The sequence below is a fragment of the Cellulosimicrobium sp. ES-005 genome (assembly GCF_040448685.1).
Lineage (GTDB): Bacteria > Actinomycetota > Actinomycetes > Actinomycetales > Cellulomonadaceae > Cellulosimicrobium > Cellulosimicrobium cellulans_G.
Genome location: NZ_CP159290.1, coordinates 2,395,412 through 2,410,669 on the forward strand (window position 1 = coordinate 2,395,412; position 15,258 = coordinate 2,410,669).

The window sequence follows — 15,258 nt, forward strand, 5'->3', positions numbered from 1 at the left end:
GATCGATCCGTCGGTCCACCGGCCGTCGGACCGGTGCGTTCACGCTAACCGAGGGCGTCGGACGATCACGGGACGACACGCCCGTCGTCCTCAACCTCACCCGGAGGTCGAGGCCGGGGGTGTCACGCGCCGGAGAGCGTGACCAGTCCGGCGAAGCGACCCGTCGTCGTCCCGCCGCGCGCCGCGCGCCGGTGCGAGAAGAACCGGTCGTCCTCGATCGTGCACGCGTCGACGTGCACGACGTCCTCGACCCCGGCGGCGACGAGGTCGGCCACCACGCCGGCCGGCAGGTCGAGCGCCGGGGTGCCCCACGACGTCGTGGACCGCGTGGCCGGCCGCGCGAGCGCGACGTCGTCGCGCATCGTCGCGGGGACCTCGTAGCACCGGCCGCACGCGCTCGGCCCGACGGCGGCCCGGACGTTCCGGGTCCGGGCGCCCGCCGCGCGCATCGCCTCGAGGACCGCCGGGACGACGCCGTGCGCGAGCCCGCGCCGTCCCGCGTGGGCGACCCCGACGACACCCGCGTCGGCGTCCGCGAGGAGGACGGGCACGCAGTCGGCCACGAGCACGCCGAGCCCCACGCCCGGGGCGGTCGCGACGATCGCGTCGGCCTCGCCCACCGAGTCCACGGGCGCACCGGCCGCGTCCCGGGGCGGCGAGCCGAGCCGCACGACGTCCGTGCCGTGCACCTGGGAGGAGAAGGCGACCGGAGCCCCGAGCCACGCGGACGCGCGCGCACGGTTGCTCCGGACGCGCGTCGCGTCGTCGGTCACGTTGAGGCCGAGGTTGAGCGAGTCCCAGGGCGCCGGCGAGACACCGCCCGTGCGGGTCGTGAACCCGGCGCGCACGCCGGGACCGAGGTCGACAGCGAGCACGACGGGAGGGGCGGCGTCGAGGACGCCGCCCCTCCCGTCGGACGCAGGTCGGGTGCTCATCGGGTCCGGTCCCGGGTCAGCACCGGGTCACTTGAGGAAGTCGGGGACGTCGAGCTCCTCGACCTTGCGGCGCGCGGGCTCCTCGTCGAAGATCCGCGGCGGCACCTCGACGCCCGCGTTCTGGCCGCCCGGCACGGCGTCGGCGTTCTGGTTCGCCGCGTCGCCCGAGCCGACCACGGTGAACGTCGGGGCGGGCGACGGCTCGACGGGGACCGGGCCCGAGCCGCCGTCGAGCGTGACGGGCACGTCGTCGGCCTCCGGCTGGATCGGCACCACCGGACGGGGCAGCGTGTGGGCGCCCGTCGTCGGCGCCGGCGCCGGCGGCACCGGGCGCGCCGCCGGGACGGCCGGGATCGCGCTCGTCGCCGGGCGCTGCGCCCCGGCCACCTGGCCGAGCGCGCGGGCGTCGCCACGGACCTGCGGCGCACCGCCGTCGAAGCCCGCGGCGATCACGGTGACGCGCACCTCGTCGCCCAGCGCGTCGTCGATCACCGCGCCGAAGATGATGTTGGCCTCGGTGTGAGCGGCCTCGTGGACGAGACGCGCCGCCTCGTTGATCTCGAAGAGCCCGAGGTCGGAGCCACCCTGGATCGACAGGAGGACGCCGTGCGCGCCGTCGATGCTGGCCTCCAGGAGCGGCGACGAGATCGCCATCTCGGCGGCCTGGACGGCGCGGTCGTCGCCTCGCGCGTTGCCGATGCCCATGAGGGCGCTGCCCGCCCCCTGCATGACCGACTTCACGTCGGCGAAGTCGAGGTTGATGAGGCCCGGCGTCGTGATGAGGTCCGTGATGCCCTGCACGCCGGAGAGCAGCACCTGGTCCGCCTGGTGGAAGGCCTGGAGCGCGCTGACGTTGCGGTCGGACATCGACAGGAGGCGGTCGTTGGGGATGACGATGAGGGTGTCGACCTCGTTGCGCAGGTTCTCGATGCCCTGGTCGGCCTGGACCGAGCGACGACGACCCTCGAACGTGAACGGGCGGGTCACGACACCGACGGTGAGCGCGCCGAGCGAGCGAGCGATCCGCGCGACGACGGGCGCGCCGCCCGTGCCGGTGCCGCCGCCCTCGCCCGCGGTGACGAAGACCATGTCCGCGCCGCGCAGCACGTCCTCGATCTCCTCGGCGTGGTCCTCGGCGGCCTTCTTGCCCACCTCGGGGTCCGCGCCGGCACCGAGCCCGCGCGTCAGCTCGCGGCCGACGTCGAGCTTGACGTCGGCGTCCGACATGAGGAGCGCCTGCGCGTCCGTGTTGATGGCGATGAACTCGACGCCCTTGAGGCCGACCTCGATCATCCGGTTGACGGCGTTCACGCCCCCACCGCCGATGCCGACCACCTTGATCACTGCTAGGTAGTTCTGCGGAGTTGCCACGTCAATGCCTCTCGATCGGTCAGCCCTGAACCTTCACCCTCAACTAGAGGGTTATAGTTATGTCAGGTCGTTCATGGGTCGACCGTAGGTGTCGACGTGCCCATCATCAACGACCGCCTCGCGCGTGTCGGGTATCGCCGTGCACGGCGCTCCCGTGCTGCTCACCGCGTCACCGGCATCGTGGGTGCCGAGACGTCGTAGAGCGTCACGCCCGCGTTCTCGGGGACCGCGCGCAGCGTCTGCAGGACGCGGACCTTGAGCGCCGCCTCCTCCGCGCTCCCCCACTCCACCACCACGCCGTCCCGCAGCGTCATCCGGACCGCGTCGCGCGTCGGGGCCGACACCTCGGCGACCTGCGCGTGGAGGTCGGCCGGCAGCGCGTTGAGGAGCACGAGCGCCGCGTCGAGCGCCTTGGCGCCACGGTCGTCGAGCGGGGCGTCGATCTCCGGCAGCCCCTCCGGGACGGCGGGGTCGGTGCGCACCTGCACGCCGTCCGCGTCGAGCAGCGCGAACCCGCCGTCCACCGGGACCGCGACCACCGGCTCGCGCGACTCGAGCAGCACGGTCAGCCCGGCCGGCCAGGCGCGGCGGATCTCGACGTCGCGGACGCCGTTGAGGGCCAGGACCCGCTCGCGCAGCGCGACCGTGTCGAGCCGCGGCAGCGGCACCCCGGCGGACTCCGCGACCACGGCCTCGACCTGGGCCGGGTCGATCACCGTGCCCTCTCCCGAGATCGTCACGTCCTCCGGGTCCAGCCCGAGCACCGACGAGAAGAACGCGACCCACACGAGCGCGGCCACCACGAGCGCACCCGAGACCCACCCGAGCACGCGCGTGCGCACGCGGTGCCGGCGCATCGCGTCGCGCTCGGCCAGCCGCTCGGCCATCCCGTGCGACACGACGCCGACCGGGGCGGTCGGCGTCCCGCGCGGGGCGGTCGGCGTCCTCGCGGAACCCCGCGGCCGCCCTCGGACGCTCTGCGGACCCGTCGCGGGCCCGCTCGCCCGGGGGCGCTCGGTGGTCGACGGCACGAGCTCGCGCCCGGCGGAGGTCACGCGGCGGACGGGCCGTGTGGGCGTCTCCTCGGCCGGCGCCCGGGTGACCGGCTTCGGCGTCCCCGACCGTGCCGGGGACGCGGGCCGCGCGGCGCTCGCCCCCGCGCCCGACCGGTCCGGTCGGGGTGCGGCGGGTCGGGGCCGGGGCGGCGGGCGCATCAGGCCGCGCCCCCTCCGGGAGCCCCGGCGCCGGCGGTCCGCTCGGCGATCCGCGCGAGGACCACCGCGCCCAGCTCCGTCACGTCGCCGGCGCCGACCGTGAGGACGAGGTCCCCCGGCCGCGCGGCGTCCGCGACGCGGCGCGCGGCCTCGACCCGGTCCTCCACGGCCGCCACCACCACGCCGGGAGCGTCCATCAGGTCCGTGATCGTGCGCGGTCCCACGGTCGGGTCGGGGTCCTCGCGCGCGGCGTAGATCCCCGTGACCACGACCTCGTCCGCGGCCCCCAGCGCCCGCGCGAACTCGCGCGCGAACGTCGCCGTGCGCGAGTACAGGTGCGGCTGGAAGAGCACGAGCACCCGGCCTCCCGCGGCGACGGGCCGCGCGGCAGCCAGCAGCGCCGCGACCTCCGTCGGGTGGTGCGCGTAGTCGTCGACGACCCGCACCCCGCCCGCCTCGCCGCGCGCCTCGAACCGGCGTCCCGTGCCGAGGAAGCCGTGCGCCGCGGCGACGGCCGCCGCCGGGTCCACGCCGAGCACGACCGCGGTCACGACGGCCGCCGTGGCGTTCAGCGCGTTGTGGTGGCCGGGCACGCGCAGCCGCAGCTCGAGCCCGTCGAGCGTGGCGCCCCCGACGGCCCCCGCGAGCGCCGCGCGCACGCCCGCGCGTCCGTCGTCGGTGGTCGGGCGCACGTCCGACGCGCGCACGTCGGCGTCGGCGGCGGTGCCGTAGGTGACGACCGCGCCCCCGCCCGCGGCGTGGGCGGCCGCGAGCGCGCGCGCCCCGGCGTCGTCGGCGCACGCGACCAGCGTCCCGCCCGGGACGATCCGCGCCGCGAAGTCGACGAACGCCTGCTCGAACGCCGCGCGCGACCCGTAGTGGTCGAGGTGGTCCGGCTCCACGTTCGTCACGACCGCGACGTCGGGCGCGTAGTTGAGGAACGAGCCGTCGGACTCGTCGGCCTCGGCCACGAGGACGTCGGACCCGAGGTGCCCCCCGGCGACGGGCCCGTCCGCCGTGAGCACCGTGCCGCCGATCGCGAAGGACGGGTCGAGACCCGCGCCGCGCAGGACCGTCGCGATCATCGCGGACGTCGTCGTCTTGCCGTGCGCGCCGGCGACCGCGACCGAGCGCCCGTGGGCCATGAGCGACGCGAGCGCCTGCGAGCGGTGCAGCACGCGCAGGCCCGCGGCGCGCGCGGCCACGAGCTCCGGGTTCGACGCGCGGACCGCGCTCGAGACCACGACCGTGTCCGCGCCCGTGACGTGGGCGGCGTCGTGCCCCGCCCAGACCTGCACGCCGTCGGACCGCAGGGCCTCGAGCGTCTCGCTCTCGCGCGCGTCCGAGCCCTGCACGCGGACGCCGTGCGCCGCGAGCAGTCGCGCGACCACCGACATGCCTGCGCCGCCGACCCCGACGAGGTGGACCGTGCCCAGCTCGTCGAGCGGGACCGGGGCGGAGTCGCCGTGCGTCGTCACGAGCGCGTCCCGGTCTCGTCGGCGGCGGCGACCGCCTCGGCGACGAGGTCGGCGACGCGCGCCGCGCCGTCGCGCACGCCCGCCCGCGCCGCCGCGCCCGCCATCGCGCCGAGGCGCCCCGGGTCGCCGAGCAGCGCCGGGACCTCGCGCGCGACCCAGGCCGCGTCGAGCTGTGCGTCGTCGACGAGCAGGCCGCCGCCCGCAGCGACGACCGGGCCGGCGTTGAGCCGCTGCTCGCCGTTGCCGATCGGCAGAGGGACGTACACGGCCGGGATGCCCAGCGCCGCGAGCTCGCCCACGGTCCCGGCGCCCGCACGGCACACGACCAGGTCCGCGACGGCGAGCGCGAGCTGCATCTCGGCGAGGTACTCGCGCACGTCGTACCGCGCGCCCGGACGCGCGGCGACCGCGGCCGCCGCCGCGTCGCGGACGGCCGCGTCCTTCCCCTTGCCCGTCAGGTGGAGGACCTGCGCGCCCGCGCCGAGGAGCGCGTCGGCCGCCCCCGAGACCGCCTCGTTGAGGCTCTGCGCCCCGAGCGACCCGCCCGTGACGACGAGCGTGCGCCGACCCGGGTCGAGCCCGAGTCGCGCCGCGGCGTCCGCGCGCACGGCCACCGCGTCGGCCGCGCGGGCGGCCACGAGATCCTGGATCTCGCGGCGCAGCGGCAGGCCCGTCACCACGCCGCCCTTGAGCGGCGTGCCCTCGAACGTCACCCCGACGCGCGCGGCCCACCGGGCACCGAGCCGGTTGGCGAGGCCGGGACGGGCGTTCTGCTCGTGGATCACGACCGGCACGTCGCGGCGGCGCGCCGCGAGGTACGCGGGCGTCGACACGTAGCCGCCAAATCCCACCACGACGCGTGCGCCCGTCTCGTCGATGACGGCGCCCGCGGCGTCGACCGCGGACTTGAGGCGGCCCGGGAGGTTGACCCACTCGGCGCTCGGCCGCCGCGGGAGGGGGACGCGCGGCACGTGCCGCAGGGGGTAGCCGCGCGCGGGGACGAGGTCGTCCTCCAGCCCGCCCGCGACCCCGAGCGCGGTCACCACCACGCCGGGCTCACGCGCCCGCAGCTCGTCCGCCACCGCCAGGAGCGGGTTCACGTGCCCCGCCGTCCCGCCGCCTGCGAGCACCACCGAACCGATCGTCGTCACGTACCTCGTCGTCCTTCCTTGCGGCGGGTGCCGCGTCCTGGCTGTGGTCTGAAGCTGTGGGCCGCCGGAGCCGGGCGTCGCCCGGTCCCGGGACCGGGGGTCATCGCGCCCGGCGCCGGGGCCGCGCCGCCCGGCCGACGACCGCGAGCGAGCGCCGCACGACGCTCCCCCGCGCCGCCAGCGCCTCCGCCGCGCCGGGCTCGGTGCGGGCGAAGGAGATGAGCACGCCGAGCGCGGCCATGGTCATGATGAGCGCGGAGCCGCCCGCGGAGACGAGCGGCAGCGGGACGCCGATCACGGGGAGCAGACCGATCACGACGCCGATGTTGATGAACGCCTGCCCGACGATCCAGCACGCGATCGCGGCGGTCGTGATCTTCACGAACGGGTCCGGGTGCCGCCGGATGATCCGGCTCGTCGCGACGCCGACGATCACGAACAGGCCGAGGACGAGCAGCGTGCCGAAGAGCCCCAGCTCCTCGCCGATCACGGCGAAGATGAAGTCGTTGTGCGCCTCGGGCAGGTAGCTCCACTTCTCGCGGCTCGCCCCGAGGCCGACGCCCGTGAGGCCGCCGGTGCCCAGCGCCCACTGCCCGTGCAGGGACTGGTAGCACTCGCCGAGCGTGTCCGTGCACTCACGGTAGGTGGCCATGATGCGCCCCAGCCGGTCGCCGCCCGACTGGTTGAGGATGAACACGTAGCCCACGACGAACGCGGCGATGCCGGCACCGAGCGCGAGCAGCCGGCCGTCGGCGCCCGAGACGAAGAACGCGCCGGCGACGAGCGCCATGAGCACGAGGGCCGTGCCCAGGTCGTGTCCCGCCAGGACGAGCCCGATCACCACCACGGCGACCGGCACCGCGGGGACGAGCACGTGGCGCCACTGTCCGAGCAGCCGCTGCTTGCGCCCGAGCACCGCGCCGAGCCACAGCGCGAGGGCGAGCTTGGCGATCTCCGCCGGCTGGAAGCGGAAGGACCCGATCTCGACCCAGCCGATGTTGCCGTTGACGTTCACCGCGAGGGGCGTGAAGACCAACGCTTGGAGTGCGAGAGCCGCGACGAGCGCGGGCCAGGCGAGGCGCTTGTACCAGGCGATCGGGATCCGGGTCGCGACGAGCAGCACGGGCAGCCCGAGGAGAGCGAACCGGGCCTGGTCCAGGAACGCGCCGAACGGGGACTTGCCCGCCGCGATCTGGGTGACGGCCGAGCTCGAGAAGACCATGACGAGCCCGATGATCGTCAGCAGCGCGGTCGCCCCGACGAGGAGGTAGTAGCTCGTCACGGTGCTGTTCCACTGCCCGAGCCAGGGCCGCTCGGCCGGGACGGCGGTCGTGCGAGGGCGCGCCCCGCGGCCGGCCGGCAGCTTCGCCCGGCCCCGTGCCGACTTCCGACCCGCGCCCGTGCGAGGGGTCGTGCGCGTCGACGGCGCCCCTCGTCCGTTCGCGGTCTGTGTCATGGCCGGACCGGCCTACCCGTGGTCGGGGCGCAGCGCGCGCGCCGCGTCGGCGAACGCGTCGCCGCGCGCCGCGTACGAGCGGAACTGGTCCATCGACGCGCCGGCCGGGGCGAGCAGCACCGTGTCGCCGGCCTGCGCGAGGCGGCGGGCGGAGTCGACGGCGCGGGGCATCACGGTCCCAGTGTCGCCAGGATCGACCCGCACGACCGGGATATCGGGCGCGTGTCGGGCGAGCGCGCCCGCGAACGGCTCCGCGTCCACGCCGATGAGCACCACGGCCCGCAGCCGGTCGGCGCGCGCGGCGACGAGCTCGTCGAACGAGGCGCCCTTGGCGAGGCCGCCCGCGACCCACACGACGGTCCCGGGCGCGAACGACGCGAGCGACGCGGAGGCCGCGTGCGCGTTGGTCGCCTTGGAGTCGTCGACGTAGGCGACGCCGTCGACCGACGCGACCTGCTCGATGCGGTGCGAGCCCGTGCGGAACGCGCGCAGGCCGTCGCGCACGGCGACGGCCGGGACGCCGTGGGCCCGGGCGAGGGCGGCCGCGGCGAGCGCGTTCGCGACGACGTGCGCGGGCACGACGCCGTCGGCCCCGGCCAGGTGCGCGAGGTCGCCCAGCGTGGCGAGCTCGGCCGCGTGCGTGTGCCGGTCGGGAGCGTCCGCGGGCGCGTGGAACGCGCGGTCCACGAGCACGTCCTCGATGACGCCGAGCTGGCCGCGCGTCGGGGCGCCGAGCGTGAAGCCGACGGCGCGCGCGCCCTCGACCACGTCGGCCTCGCGCACCAGCGCCTCGGTGCGCGGGTCCGCGGCGTTGTACACGCACGCCACCTGCGCGTCCTCGAAGACCCGGCCCTTGTCCGCCGCGTACGCGTCGATCCCGCCGTGCCAGTCGAGGTGGTCCGGGGCGACGTTGAGCACCGCGCCCGCCTCGGGCGACGTCGTGTGCGTGAAGTGGAGCTGGAAGCTCGAGAGCTCCACGGCGAGCACGTCGAGCGTCGGGTCCAGCACGGCCTCCACGACCGGCGTGCCGACGTTGCCCACCGCCGCGGCGCGCAGGCCCGCGGTCCGCAGGATCGTCTCGAGCATCTCGACGGTCGTCGTCTTGCCGTTCGTCCCGGTCACGGCGAGCCAGGGCGCGGGACGCCCGGACGGGCCGTCGACGCGCAGGCGCCAGGCGAGCTCGACCTCGCTCCACACCGGGACGCCCCGCTCGGCCGCCGCCACGAGGAACGGGTGGCTCGGCGGCCACCCGGGCGAGACGACGACGAGATCGGTCGCCGCGAGGTCGACGTCCTCAGCGGCGTGCAGGTCGGCGTCCTCCGCGCGGTCGTCGAGCGTGACGACGGCGGCGGCCCGGGTCGCGAGGGCGGCGGCGGCCGCCCGGCCCGAGACCCTGAGGCCGGCGACGACCACGCGCGCCACGTCGAGCGGGACCGCGAGGTCGTGACGGTCGCGTGCCACTAGCCGACCACCCACTCGGCGTAGAAGATGCCGATGCCCAGCGCGGCGAACAGCCCGGCGATGAGCCAGAAGCGGATCACGATGGTGACCTCGCCCCAGCCCGACAGCTCGAAGTGGTGGTGCAGCGGAGCCATCTTGAACACGCGCCGACCGGTCATCTTGAAGAAGCCGATCTGGATGACGTCGGAGAGCACGATGATGACGAAGAGGCCGCCGATGATGAGCGCGAGGAACTCGGTCCGCGTGAGGATCGAGAGGCCGGCGAGCGCGCCGCCGAGGGCGAGCGACCCGGTGTCGCCCATGAAGATCTTCGCCGGGCTCGCGTTCCACCACAGGAAGCCGAAGCACGCGCCGACGATCGCCGCGGCCACGATCGCGAGGTCCTGCGGGTCTCGCGTCTCGTAGCAGCTCGGACCGGCCGAGGCGAGGCGCTGGCACGTCTGGTTGAGCTGCCAGATCCCCACGAGCACGTACGAGCCGAACACGATGAGGGACACGCCCGTCGCGAGGCCGTCGAGGCCGTCCGTGAGGTTCACCGCGTTCGACCACGCCGTGATGAGGAAGTTCGCCCAGATCACGAACAGGATCAGCCCGACCGTGGCGCCCGCGAACGCGAGGTCGAGGTTCGTGTCGCGCAGGAAGGAGATGCGCGTGGACGCCGGCGTGCGGCCGTGCTCGTTCGGGAACTGCAGCGCGAGCACCGCGAACGCGATGCCGACCGCGCCCTGGCCGATGATCTTCGCGCGGGCCGTGAGCCCGAGGCTGCGCTGCTTGCGGATCTTCGTGAAGTCGTCGAGGAAGCCGACGATCCCGAGCCCCGTCATGAGGAACAGGACGAGCAGGGCGGACACGCTCGGGAACCGCCCCGAGACCACGTACGACATCGCCCAGCCGAGCAGCGTCGCCCCGATGATGACGACCCCGCCCATGGTGGGCGTCCCGCGCTTGGTGAAGTGCGCCGTCGGGCCGTCCTGGCGGACGAACTGCCCGTAGTTGCGGTGGACGAGGAACCGGATGAACAGCGGCGTGCCGAACAGGGCGACGAGCAGGGAGACGCCCGCCGCGACGATGATCGCGATCATGCGCCGTCACCTCCGGACGTGTCCGCGCCGGCCGCGGCCAGCTCGTCACCGAGCCGCCACAGGCCGGACCCGTTCGAGGCCTTCACGAGCACGACGTCCCCTTCCCGCAGCTCGTCGCGCAGCAGCGCGGACGCCGCCTCGACGTCGGGGACGAACCGCGTCTCGTCGCCCCACGACCCCTCCTGGGTCGCGCCGTCGTGGATCCCGCCGGCGCCCTCGCCGACCACGACGAGCAGCTTGACGTTCAATCGGACCACGAGCCGGCCGATGTCGTCGTGAGCGACGCGCGAGTCCTCGCCGAGCTCGAGCATCTCGCCGAGCACCGCGACGGACCGCCGGTCGCGCCCCGCCATGACCGCCAGAGCCTTGAGCGCGGCCCGCATCGAGTCGGGGTTGGCGTTGTACGAGTCGTCGATCACCGTCACGCCGTCGGGGCGCTCGGTGACCTGCATCCGGTGCGGGCTCAGCGCGCGCGCGTCGGAGAGCCGCGCGGCGACGTCGGGCAGCGCGACGCCGAGGCGCAGCGCCGCCGTCGCGGCCGCGAGGGCGTTCGTCACGTGGTGCTCCCCGACGAGGCCGAGGGTCACGCGCGCGTGCGCCTCCGCGCCCGTCGCCCCGGACGCTCCCGGGCGCACGCGCAGCGTGAACGACGCACGGCCGGTCCGGTCGATCCCGAGGTCCTCGGCGCGCACGTCGGACGCGGGGATCGTCCCGAACGTCACGACCTCGCCCGGCGCGGCGTCGGCCATCGCGGCGACGCGGAGGTCGTCGGCGTTGAGCACCGCGACCCCGCCCGGGGCCAGGCCCGTGACGATCTCCGCCTTCGCGCGCGCCACGGCCTCGATGCCGCCGAACTCCCCGAGATGGGCGCTGCCCACGACGAGGACCACCGAGACGTCGGGGGGCGCGATGCGGGTCAGGTAGGTGAGGTGGCCGACGCCGCTCGCCCCCATCTCCAGCACGAGGAAGCGCGTCGAGTCGTCCGCCTCGAGCACGGTGAGCGGGAGCCCGATCTCGTTGTTGAACGAGCCGCGCGGCACGACCGTCGCGCCCTCGGGCCGCAGGAGCTGCCCCAGCAGGTCCTTGGTCGTGGTCTTGCCCACGGAGCCGGTCACCGCGACGACCCGCAGGTCGCCACGCTCGCGCAGCGTCGCGAGCACGTGCCGGGCGAGCTCGCCCAGAGCGGTCTGGACGTCGTCGACGACGACGCACGGCACGTCGAGCTCACGGGCCGCGAGGACCAGGGTCGCCCCGGCGGCGACCGCCCCGGCCGCGTAGTCGTGGCCGTCGACGTGCTCGCCGGGCAGCGCGACGAAGAGCGATCCCGGCTCGACCCGGCGCGAGTCGACGACGACGGGCCCCCCGACCCGCGCCTCCGGGTCGGCGGACAGCCGTCCGCCGGTCGCTGCGGCCACCTGCGCCGCAGTGAGCTCGATCATGCGTGGTGCTCCTTCAGGTCGTCGGGGGTTCCGTGGGGTGCGTCGCCCGCATCCCGCTCCTCGAGCGCGGCGCGCGCCTCGACACGGTCGTCCAGGGCGTGGTCGACGCCGGCGATCTCCTGCCACACCTCGTGGCCGCGGCCCGCGACGAGCACCGTGTCGTCGGGGCCGGCGGCGGCGATCGCCTCGCGGATCGCGCGTGCGCGCGGCGCGACCTCGAGCACCACGACGTCGCGCGCCTCCGGGGCGGCGGCTGCCGCCGCGCGGGCGGCGAGGGCCCCCGGGAGGACCTCGGCCCGGATCGCGGCCGGGTCCTCGCCGTGCGGGTCGTCGTCCGTGACGACGACGACGTCGGCCCCCTCGACCGCGACGCCGCCCATCGTGGGCCGCTTGCCGCGGTCGCGGTCGCCCGTGGCGCCGAACACGACGACCAGACGACCGGGCGTCGTCGGGCGCAGCGCGTCGAGCGCGAGCGCCAGCGCGTCGGGGTTGTGGGCGAAGTCGACGACGACGCGCGGGCGGTGCGGAGGACGCGAGACGAGCTCCATGCGTCCCGGGACCGCCGGGGTGAGCCCGCCGGCCGCCTCGAGCGCCGCCTCCAGGTCGCGCGGGTCCGTGCCCGCCTCGAGCACGAGCGCGAGGGCGAGCGCCGCGTTGGCGACGTTGAACGCACCGGGCAGGGCGGTCGTCGTGCGCACCCGCCGCCCGTCGCGGTGGCGCAGCGTGAACGCGGAGCCCCCCGCCGCCGACGGCTCGACGTCGTGCACGGTCCAGTCGGCGGCAGGCTGCGCGTCCGCGGCGTCCTGCGTGCCCACGCGCAGCGACGCGACCGGGATGCGGGCCGCCGCGACCATGCGCTCGCCCCACGCGTCGTCCACGACGACGACGCCGCGGCGGGCGTGCTCCGGCGTGAACAGGAGCGCCTTCGCCTCGAAGTACTCCTGGAGGTCGCCGTGGAAGTCGAGATGGTCCTGGCTGAGGTTCGTGAAGCCCACGACGTCGAACACGAGGCCGTCGACCCGGTGCAGCGCGAGCGCGTGCGACGAGACCTCCATCGCGAGGGTGCGCACCTCGTCCTCCCGCATCGCCGCGAGCAGCGCCTGCAGGTCGGCGGCCTCCGGGGTCGTGAGGCGGCTCGGCAGGACGCGGTCGCCCGACCGCATCTCGACCGTGCCGATGAGACCGCCCTTCCAGCCGAGCGCGCGGAGCGCGTGGTCGACCAGGTAGGTGGTGGTGGTCTTGCCGTTCGTGCCGGTCACGCCGAACGTCGTGAGGTCCTGCGCGGGGCTGCCGTAGACCCACGCGGCGACGGGGCCGAGCAGCGCGCGCGGGTCCGCGGCGACGAGCACCGGGACGCCCAGGTCCGCCTCGGCCGCCAGCGCCGCGCCCTGCTCGTCCGTGAGGACGGCGTGCGCCCCGCGCGCGACGGCCGCGGGAGCGAAGCGCGCCCCGTGCGCCCGGGCACCGGGGAGGGCGACGAAGAGGTCGCCCGCGTCCGCCGTGCGGTCGTCGGAGGCGACCCCCCACACCTCGACGGGGCCCGGTGCCGACGGCGCTGCGGGCCCGTCACCTGCGCGGACGTCGAGGCCGAACCGTGCTGCCAGGTCCTCGACCGACCGACGGGTGGTCGCGGCAGGACGAAGGCGGTCGATCGGGGATGTCACGTGTAGAACCTACCGTGCCGCGACCGCCACCCCCGCAAGCCGTCCCGCCCTCGCCGCCGCTCCGGACCATGATTCACCGGACCTCCACGGACGCCGCCCCGGACGGAGCGACGGGCTCGCCGGGCGGGGCCGACCGACGAGGTGAGGTTCACCACGTCGTCGGGAGCGGCACGTACGGCTCCGTGCTCGGCTGCACGCCCTCGTGCTCGAGCGTGAAGCCCATGATCTCGCTGAACACGGGTGCCGCGACGACACCGCCGAAGATCGACGAGTGGGGGTCCTTGAGGAACACGGACACGGTGTAGCGCGGGTCGTCCGCGGGCGCCACGCCGATGAACGACGCCATGATCGAGGACAGCCTCCCGTCGGAGCCGGCCATCTGCGCCGTGCCCGTCTTGCCGGCCACCCGGTAGCCGGGCACCGCGGCGCTGGAACCCGTGCCCTCCTCGACGACCGACTCCATCATGTGCAGCACCGTGTCCGCCGTCTCCTGCGAGACCACGCGCACCGGGGCGGGGCGCTCGGCGGGGACGAACGCTCCGCGCTCGTCGGTCGTGCCGGCGACGATGCTCGGCGTCGTGCGGACGCCCCCGTTCGCGATCGTGGAGAAGACGCTCGTGGCCTGGATCGCGTTCACGGACACGCTCTGGCCGAAGAGCACGGCGTACTCGGTGCGGCCGTCCCACGCGTCGGCGGGGTGCAGGATGCCGGCGGACTCTCCCGGCAGGCCGAGGCCGGACTTCTCGCCGAACCCGAACTTGTGCAGATAGTCGTAGCGCACCTGCTTGGGGATCTTCTCCCCGACCTGGACGGTCCCGGTGTTCGACGACTCGGCGAGCACCCCGGCGAGCGTGAGCCGCTCCACCGGGTGCTCGTGCGAGTCCCGGAAAGTCTCGCCGTTGGGCGTCGTGTAGAGGTAGGGCACCTCGAACTGGGTCGCCGGGTCGGCGTACCCGCCCTCGATGGCGGCGGCCATCGTGACGACCTTGCCCGTCGACCCGGGGTCGAACACGTTCGACACCGCGCGGCTCGGCCGCGCGACGGCGTCCGTCGTGCGGTCGTTCGGGTTCACCGTGCCGGAGTCCGCGAGCGCGAGGACCTCTCCCGTGCGGACGTCCTGCACGACGGCGATCGCGTACTCCGCGCCGGTCTCGCTCACGGCGCGGTCCACCGAGTCCTGCGCCTTCCACTGCACGTCGCGCGCGACCGTGAGCTGCACGTTGCGCCCGGGCACCGCCTCCACGACGTCGCACCGGCCGGTCGGGATGACCTGGCCGCCCAGCCCGGCCTCGCACTCGCGCGACCCGGAGACGCCGGCGAGGACGTCGTCGTAGGACGCCTCGACCCCGCCGCCGCCCGCCTGCTCCTCGTTGACGAAGCCGACGAGGTTGCCCGCGACGGTGCCCGCCGGGTACGTCCGCTCGCTCGTCATGGTGGTGCGCACGTAGGCGGAGAGCCGGAGGTCGGCGATCTGGCGCTGCACCTCGGGCGTGACGTCCTTGGCGAGGACGACGTACCGGGACGTCCCGTTGAGCTGCGCGGCGAGCTCCGGGGCGGACCGTCCGAGGATCGGGGCGAGCAGCTTGGCCACGCCCACGGCACCGCCCTCCTCGAGCGGCTCGCCGTCGACGAGGTCCGCGGTGCGGGGCGTGAAGTCGGCGATCGTCTTCGGGTCCGCCGCGACCGTGTACCGGTCCACCGAGGTCGCGAGCACCACGCCGTCGGCGTCGGTGATGTCACCGCGGTGGGCCAGGAGCGTCGAGCTGCGCGTACGGTCGGCGCGCGCGTCCGCCGCGAGCGCCGGCCCGCGGAGCACCTGGACGTTCACGAGCTGACCCACGAAGACCGCCGTGATCACGCCGGCGACCACGATGAGCCACCGCTGGCGCCGCTCGGGACGCCCCGGCTCCCGGCTCGCCCGCGCGGGGCGGGCGGGCGGGCGGGCGCCGTCCCGCGGGGCTCGGGAGCCGGTGCCCCTCGACGACCGGGCGGACGCGGCCACGCTCC

11 protein-coding genes are annotated in these 15,258 nt (G+C 75.5%); all 11 read right to left on the reverse strand.

The window, feature by feature from the left end; genetic code table 11:
- Nucleotides 1-122: 122 nt before the first annotated feature.
- Nucleotides 123-935: a peptidoglycan editing factor PgeF gene (gene pgeF / locus ABRQ22_RS10510; RefSeq protein ID WP_353709462.1), complete on the reverse strand. Its 813-nt coding sequence runs from the start codon at nt 933-935 to the stop codon at nt 123-125.
- 27 nt (nt 936-962) lie between these two features.
- Nucleotides 963-2,306: a cell division protein FtsZ gene (gene ftsZ, locus ABRQ22_RS10515; protein ID WP_253051371.1), complete on the reverse strand. Its 1,344-nt coding sequence runs from the start codon at nt 2,304-2,306 to the stop codon at nt 963-965.
- Nucleotides 2,307-2,467: 161 nt separating this feature from the next.
- Nucleotides 2,468-3,205, reverse strand: coding sequence for a cell division protein FtsQ/DivIB (locus ABRQ22_RS10520; RefSeq protein WP_353709463.1), 738 nt, complete (start codon nt 3,203-3,205; stop codon nt 2,468-2,470).
- 314 nt (nt 3,206-3,519) lie between these two features.
- On the reverse strand, nt 3,520-4,998 hold the full coding sequence (murC, locus tag ABRQ22_RS10525; protein ID WP_353709464.1) for a UDP-N-acetylmuramate--L-alanine ligase: 1,479 nt from the start codon (nt 4,996-4,998) through the stop codon (nt 3,520-3,522).
- Complete coding sequence (murG, locus tag ABRQ22_RS10530; protein ID WP_353709465.1) at nt 4,995-6,149, reverse strand: undecaprenyldiphospho-muramoylpentapeptide beta-N-acetylglucosaminyltransferase; 1,155 nt, start codon at nt 6,147-6,149, stop codon at nt 4,995-4,997. The genes murC and murG overlap by 4 nt, the downstream gene beginning before the upstream one ends.
- 100 nt (nt 6,150-6,249) lie before the next feature.
- The gene (ftsW, locus tag ABRQ22_RS10535) at nt 6,250-7,605 is read right to left on the reverse strand and encodes a putative lipid II flippase FtsW (RefSeq protein ID WP_353709466.1); all 1,356 of its coding nucleotides are present in this window, start codon (nt 7,603-7,605) and stop codon (nt 6,250-6,252) included.
- Between the two features lie 12 nt (nt 7,606-7,617).
- Nucleotides 7,618-9,066 carry a UDP-N-acetylmuramoyl-L-alanine--D-glutamate ligase gene (gene murD, locus ABRQ22_RS10540; protein WP_353709467.1) on the reverse strand — a complete coding sequence of 483 codons (1,449 nt, stop codon included), beginning with the start codon at nt 9,064-9,066 and terminating at the stop codon, nt 7,618-7,620.
- Entirely contained in the window at nt 9,066-10,148 is a 1,083-nt protein-coding gene (gene mraY, locus ABRQ22_RS10545; protein ID WP_253051366.1) for a phospho-N-acetylmuramoyl-pentapeptide-transferase, read from the reverse strand. Before mraY ends, murD begins: the two co-directional genes overlap by 1 nt.
- Nucleotides 10,145-11,587, reverse strand: a complete 1,443-nt coding sequence (gene murF, locus ABRQ22_RS10550; RefSeq protein WP_353709468.1) for a UDP-N-acetylmuramoyl-tripeptide--D-alanyl-D-alanine ligase — start codon at nt 11,585-11,587, stop codon at nt 10,145-10,147. Before murF ends, mraY begins: the two co-directional genes overlap by 4 nt.
- Nucleotides 11,584-13,251, reverse strand: coding sequence for a UDP-N-acetylmuramoyl-L-alanyl-D-glutamate--2,6-diaminopimelate ligase (locus ABRQ22_RS10555; RefSeq protein ID WP_353709469.1), 1,668 nt, complete (start codon nt 13,249-13,251; stop codon nt 11,584-11,586). Before ABRQ22_RS10555 ends, murF begins: the two co-directional genes overlap by 4 nt.
- A 148-nt stretch (nt 13,252-13,399) precedes the next feature.
- Nucleotides 13,400-15,109 (reverse strand): penicillin-binding protein 2, encoded by a 1,710-nt coding sequence (locus tag ABRQ22_RS10560; protein WP_253051363.1) that lies wholly within the window; start codon nt 15,107-15,109, stop codon nt 13,400-13,402.
- Nucleotides 15,110-15,258 lie beyond the last annotated feature (149 nt).

Excerpts from the sequence above, each read along its gene's own strand:
- pgeF (WP_353709462.1), bottom strand. The coding sequence starts at position 935 with ATGAGCACCCGACCTGCGTCCGACGGGAGGGGCGGCGTCCTCGACGCC.
- ftsW (WP_353709466.1), bottom strand. The coding sequence starts at position 7,605 with ATGACACAGACCGCGAACGGACGAGGGGCGCCGTCGACGCGCACGACC.
- mraY (WP_253051366.1), bottom strand. The coding sequence starts at position 10,148 with ATGATCGCGATCATCGTCGCGGCGGGCGTCTCCCTGCTCGTCGCCCTG.
- murF (WP_353709468.1), bottom strand. The coding sequence starts at position 11,587 with ATGATCGAGCTCACTGCGGCGCAGGTGGCCGCAGCGACCGGCGGACGG.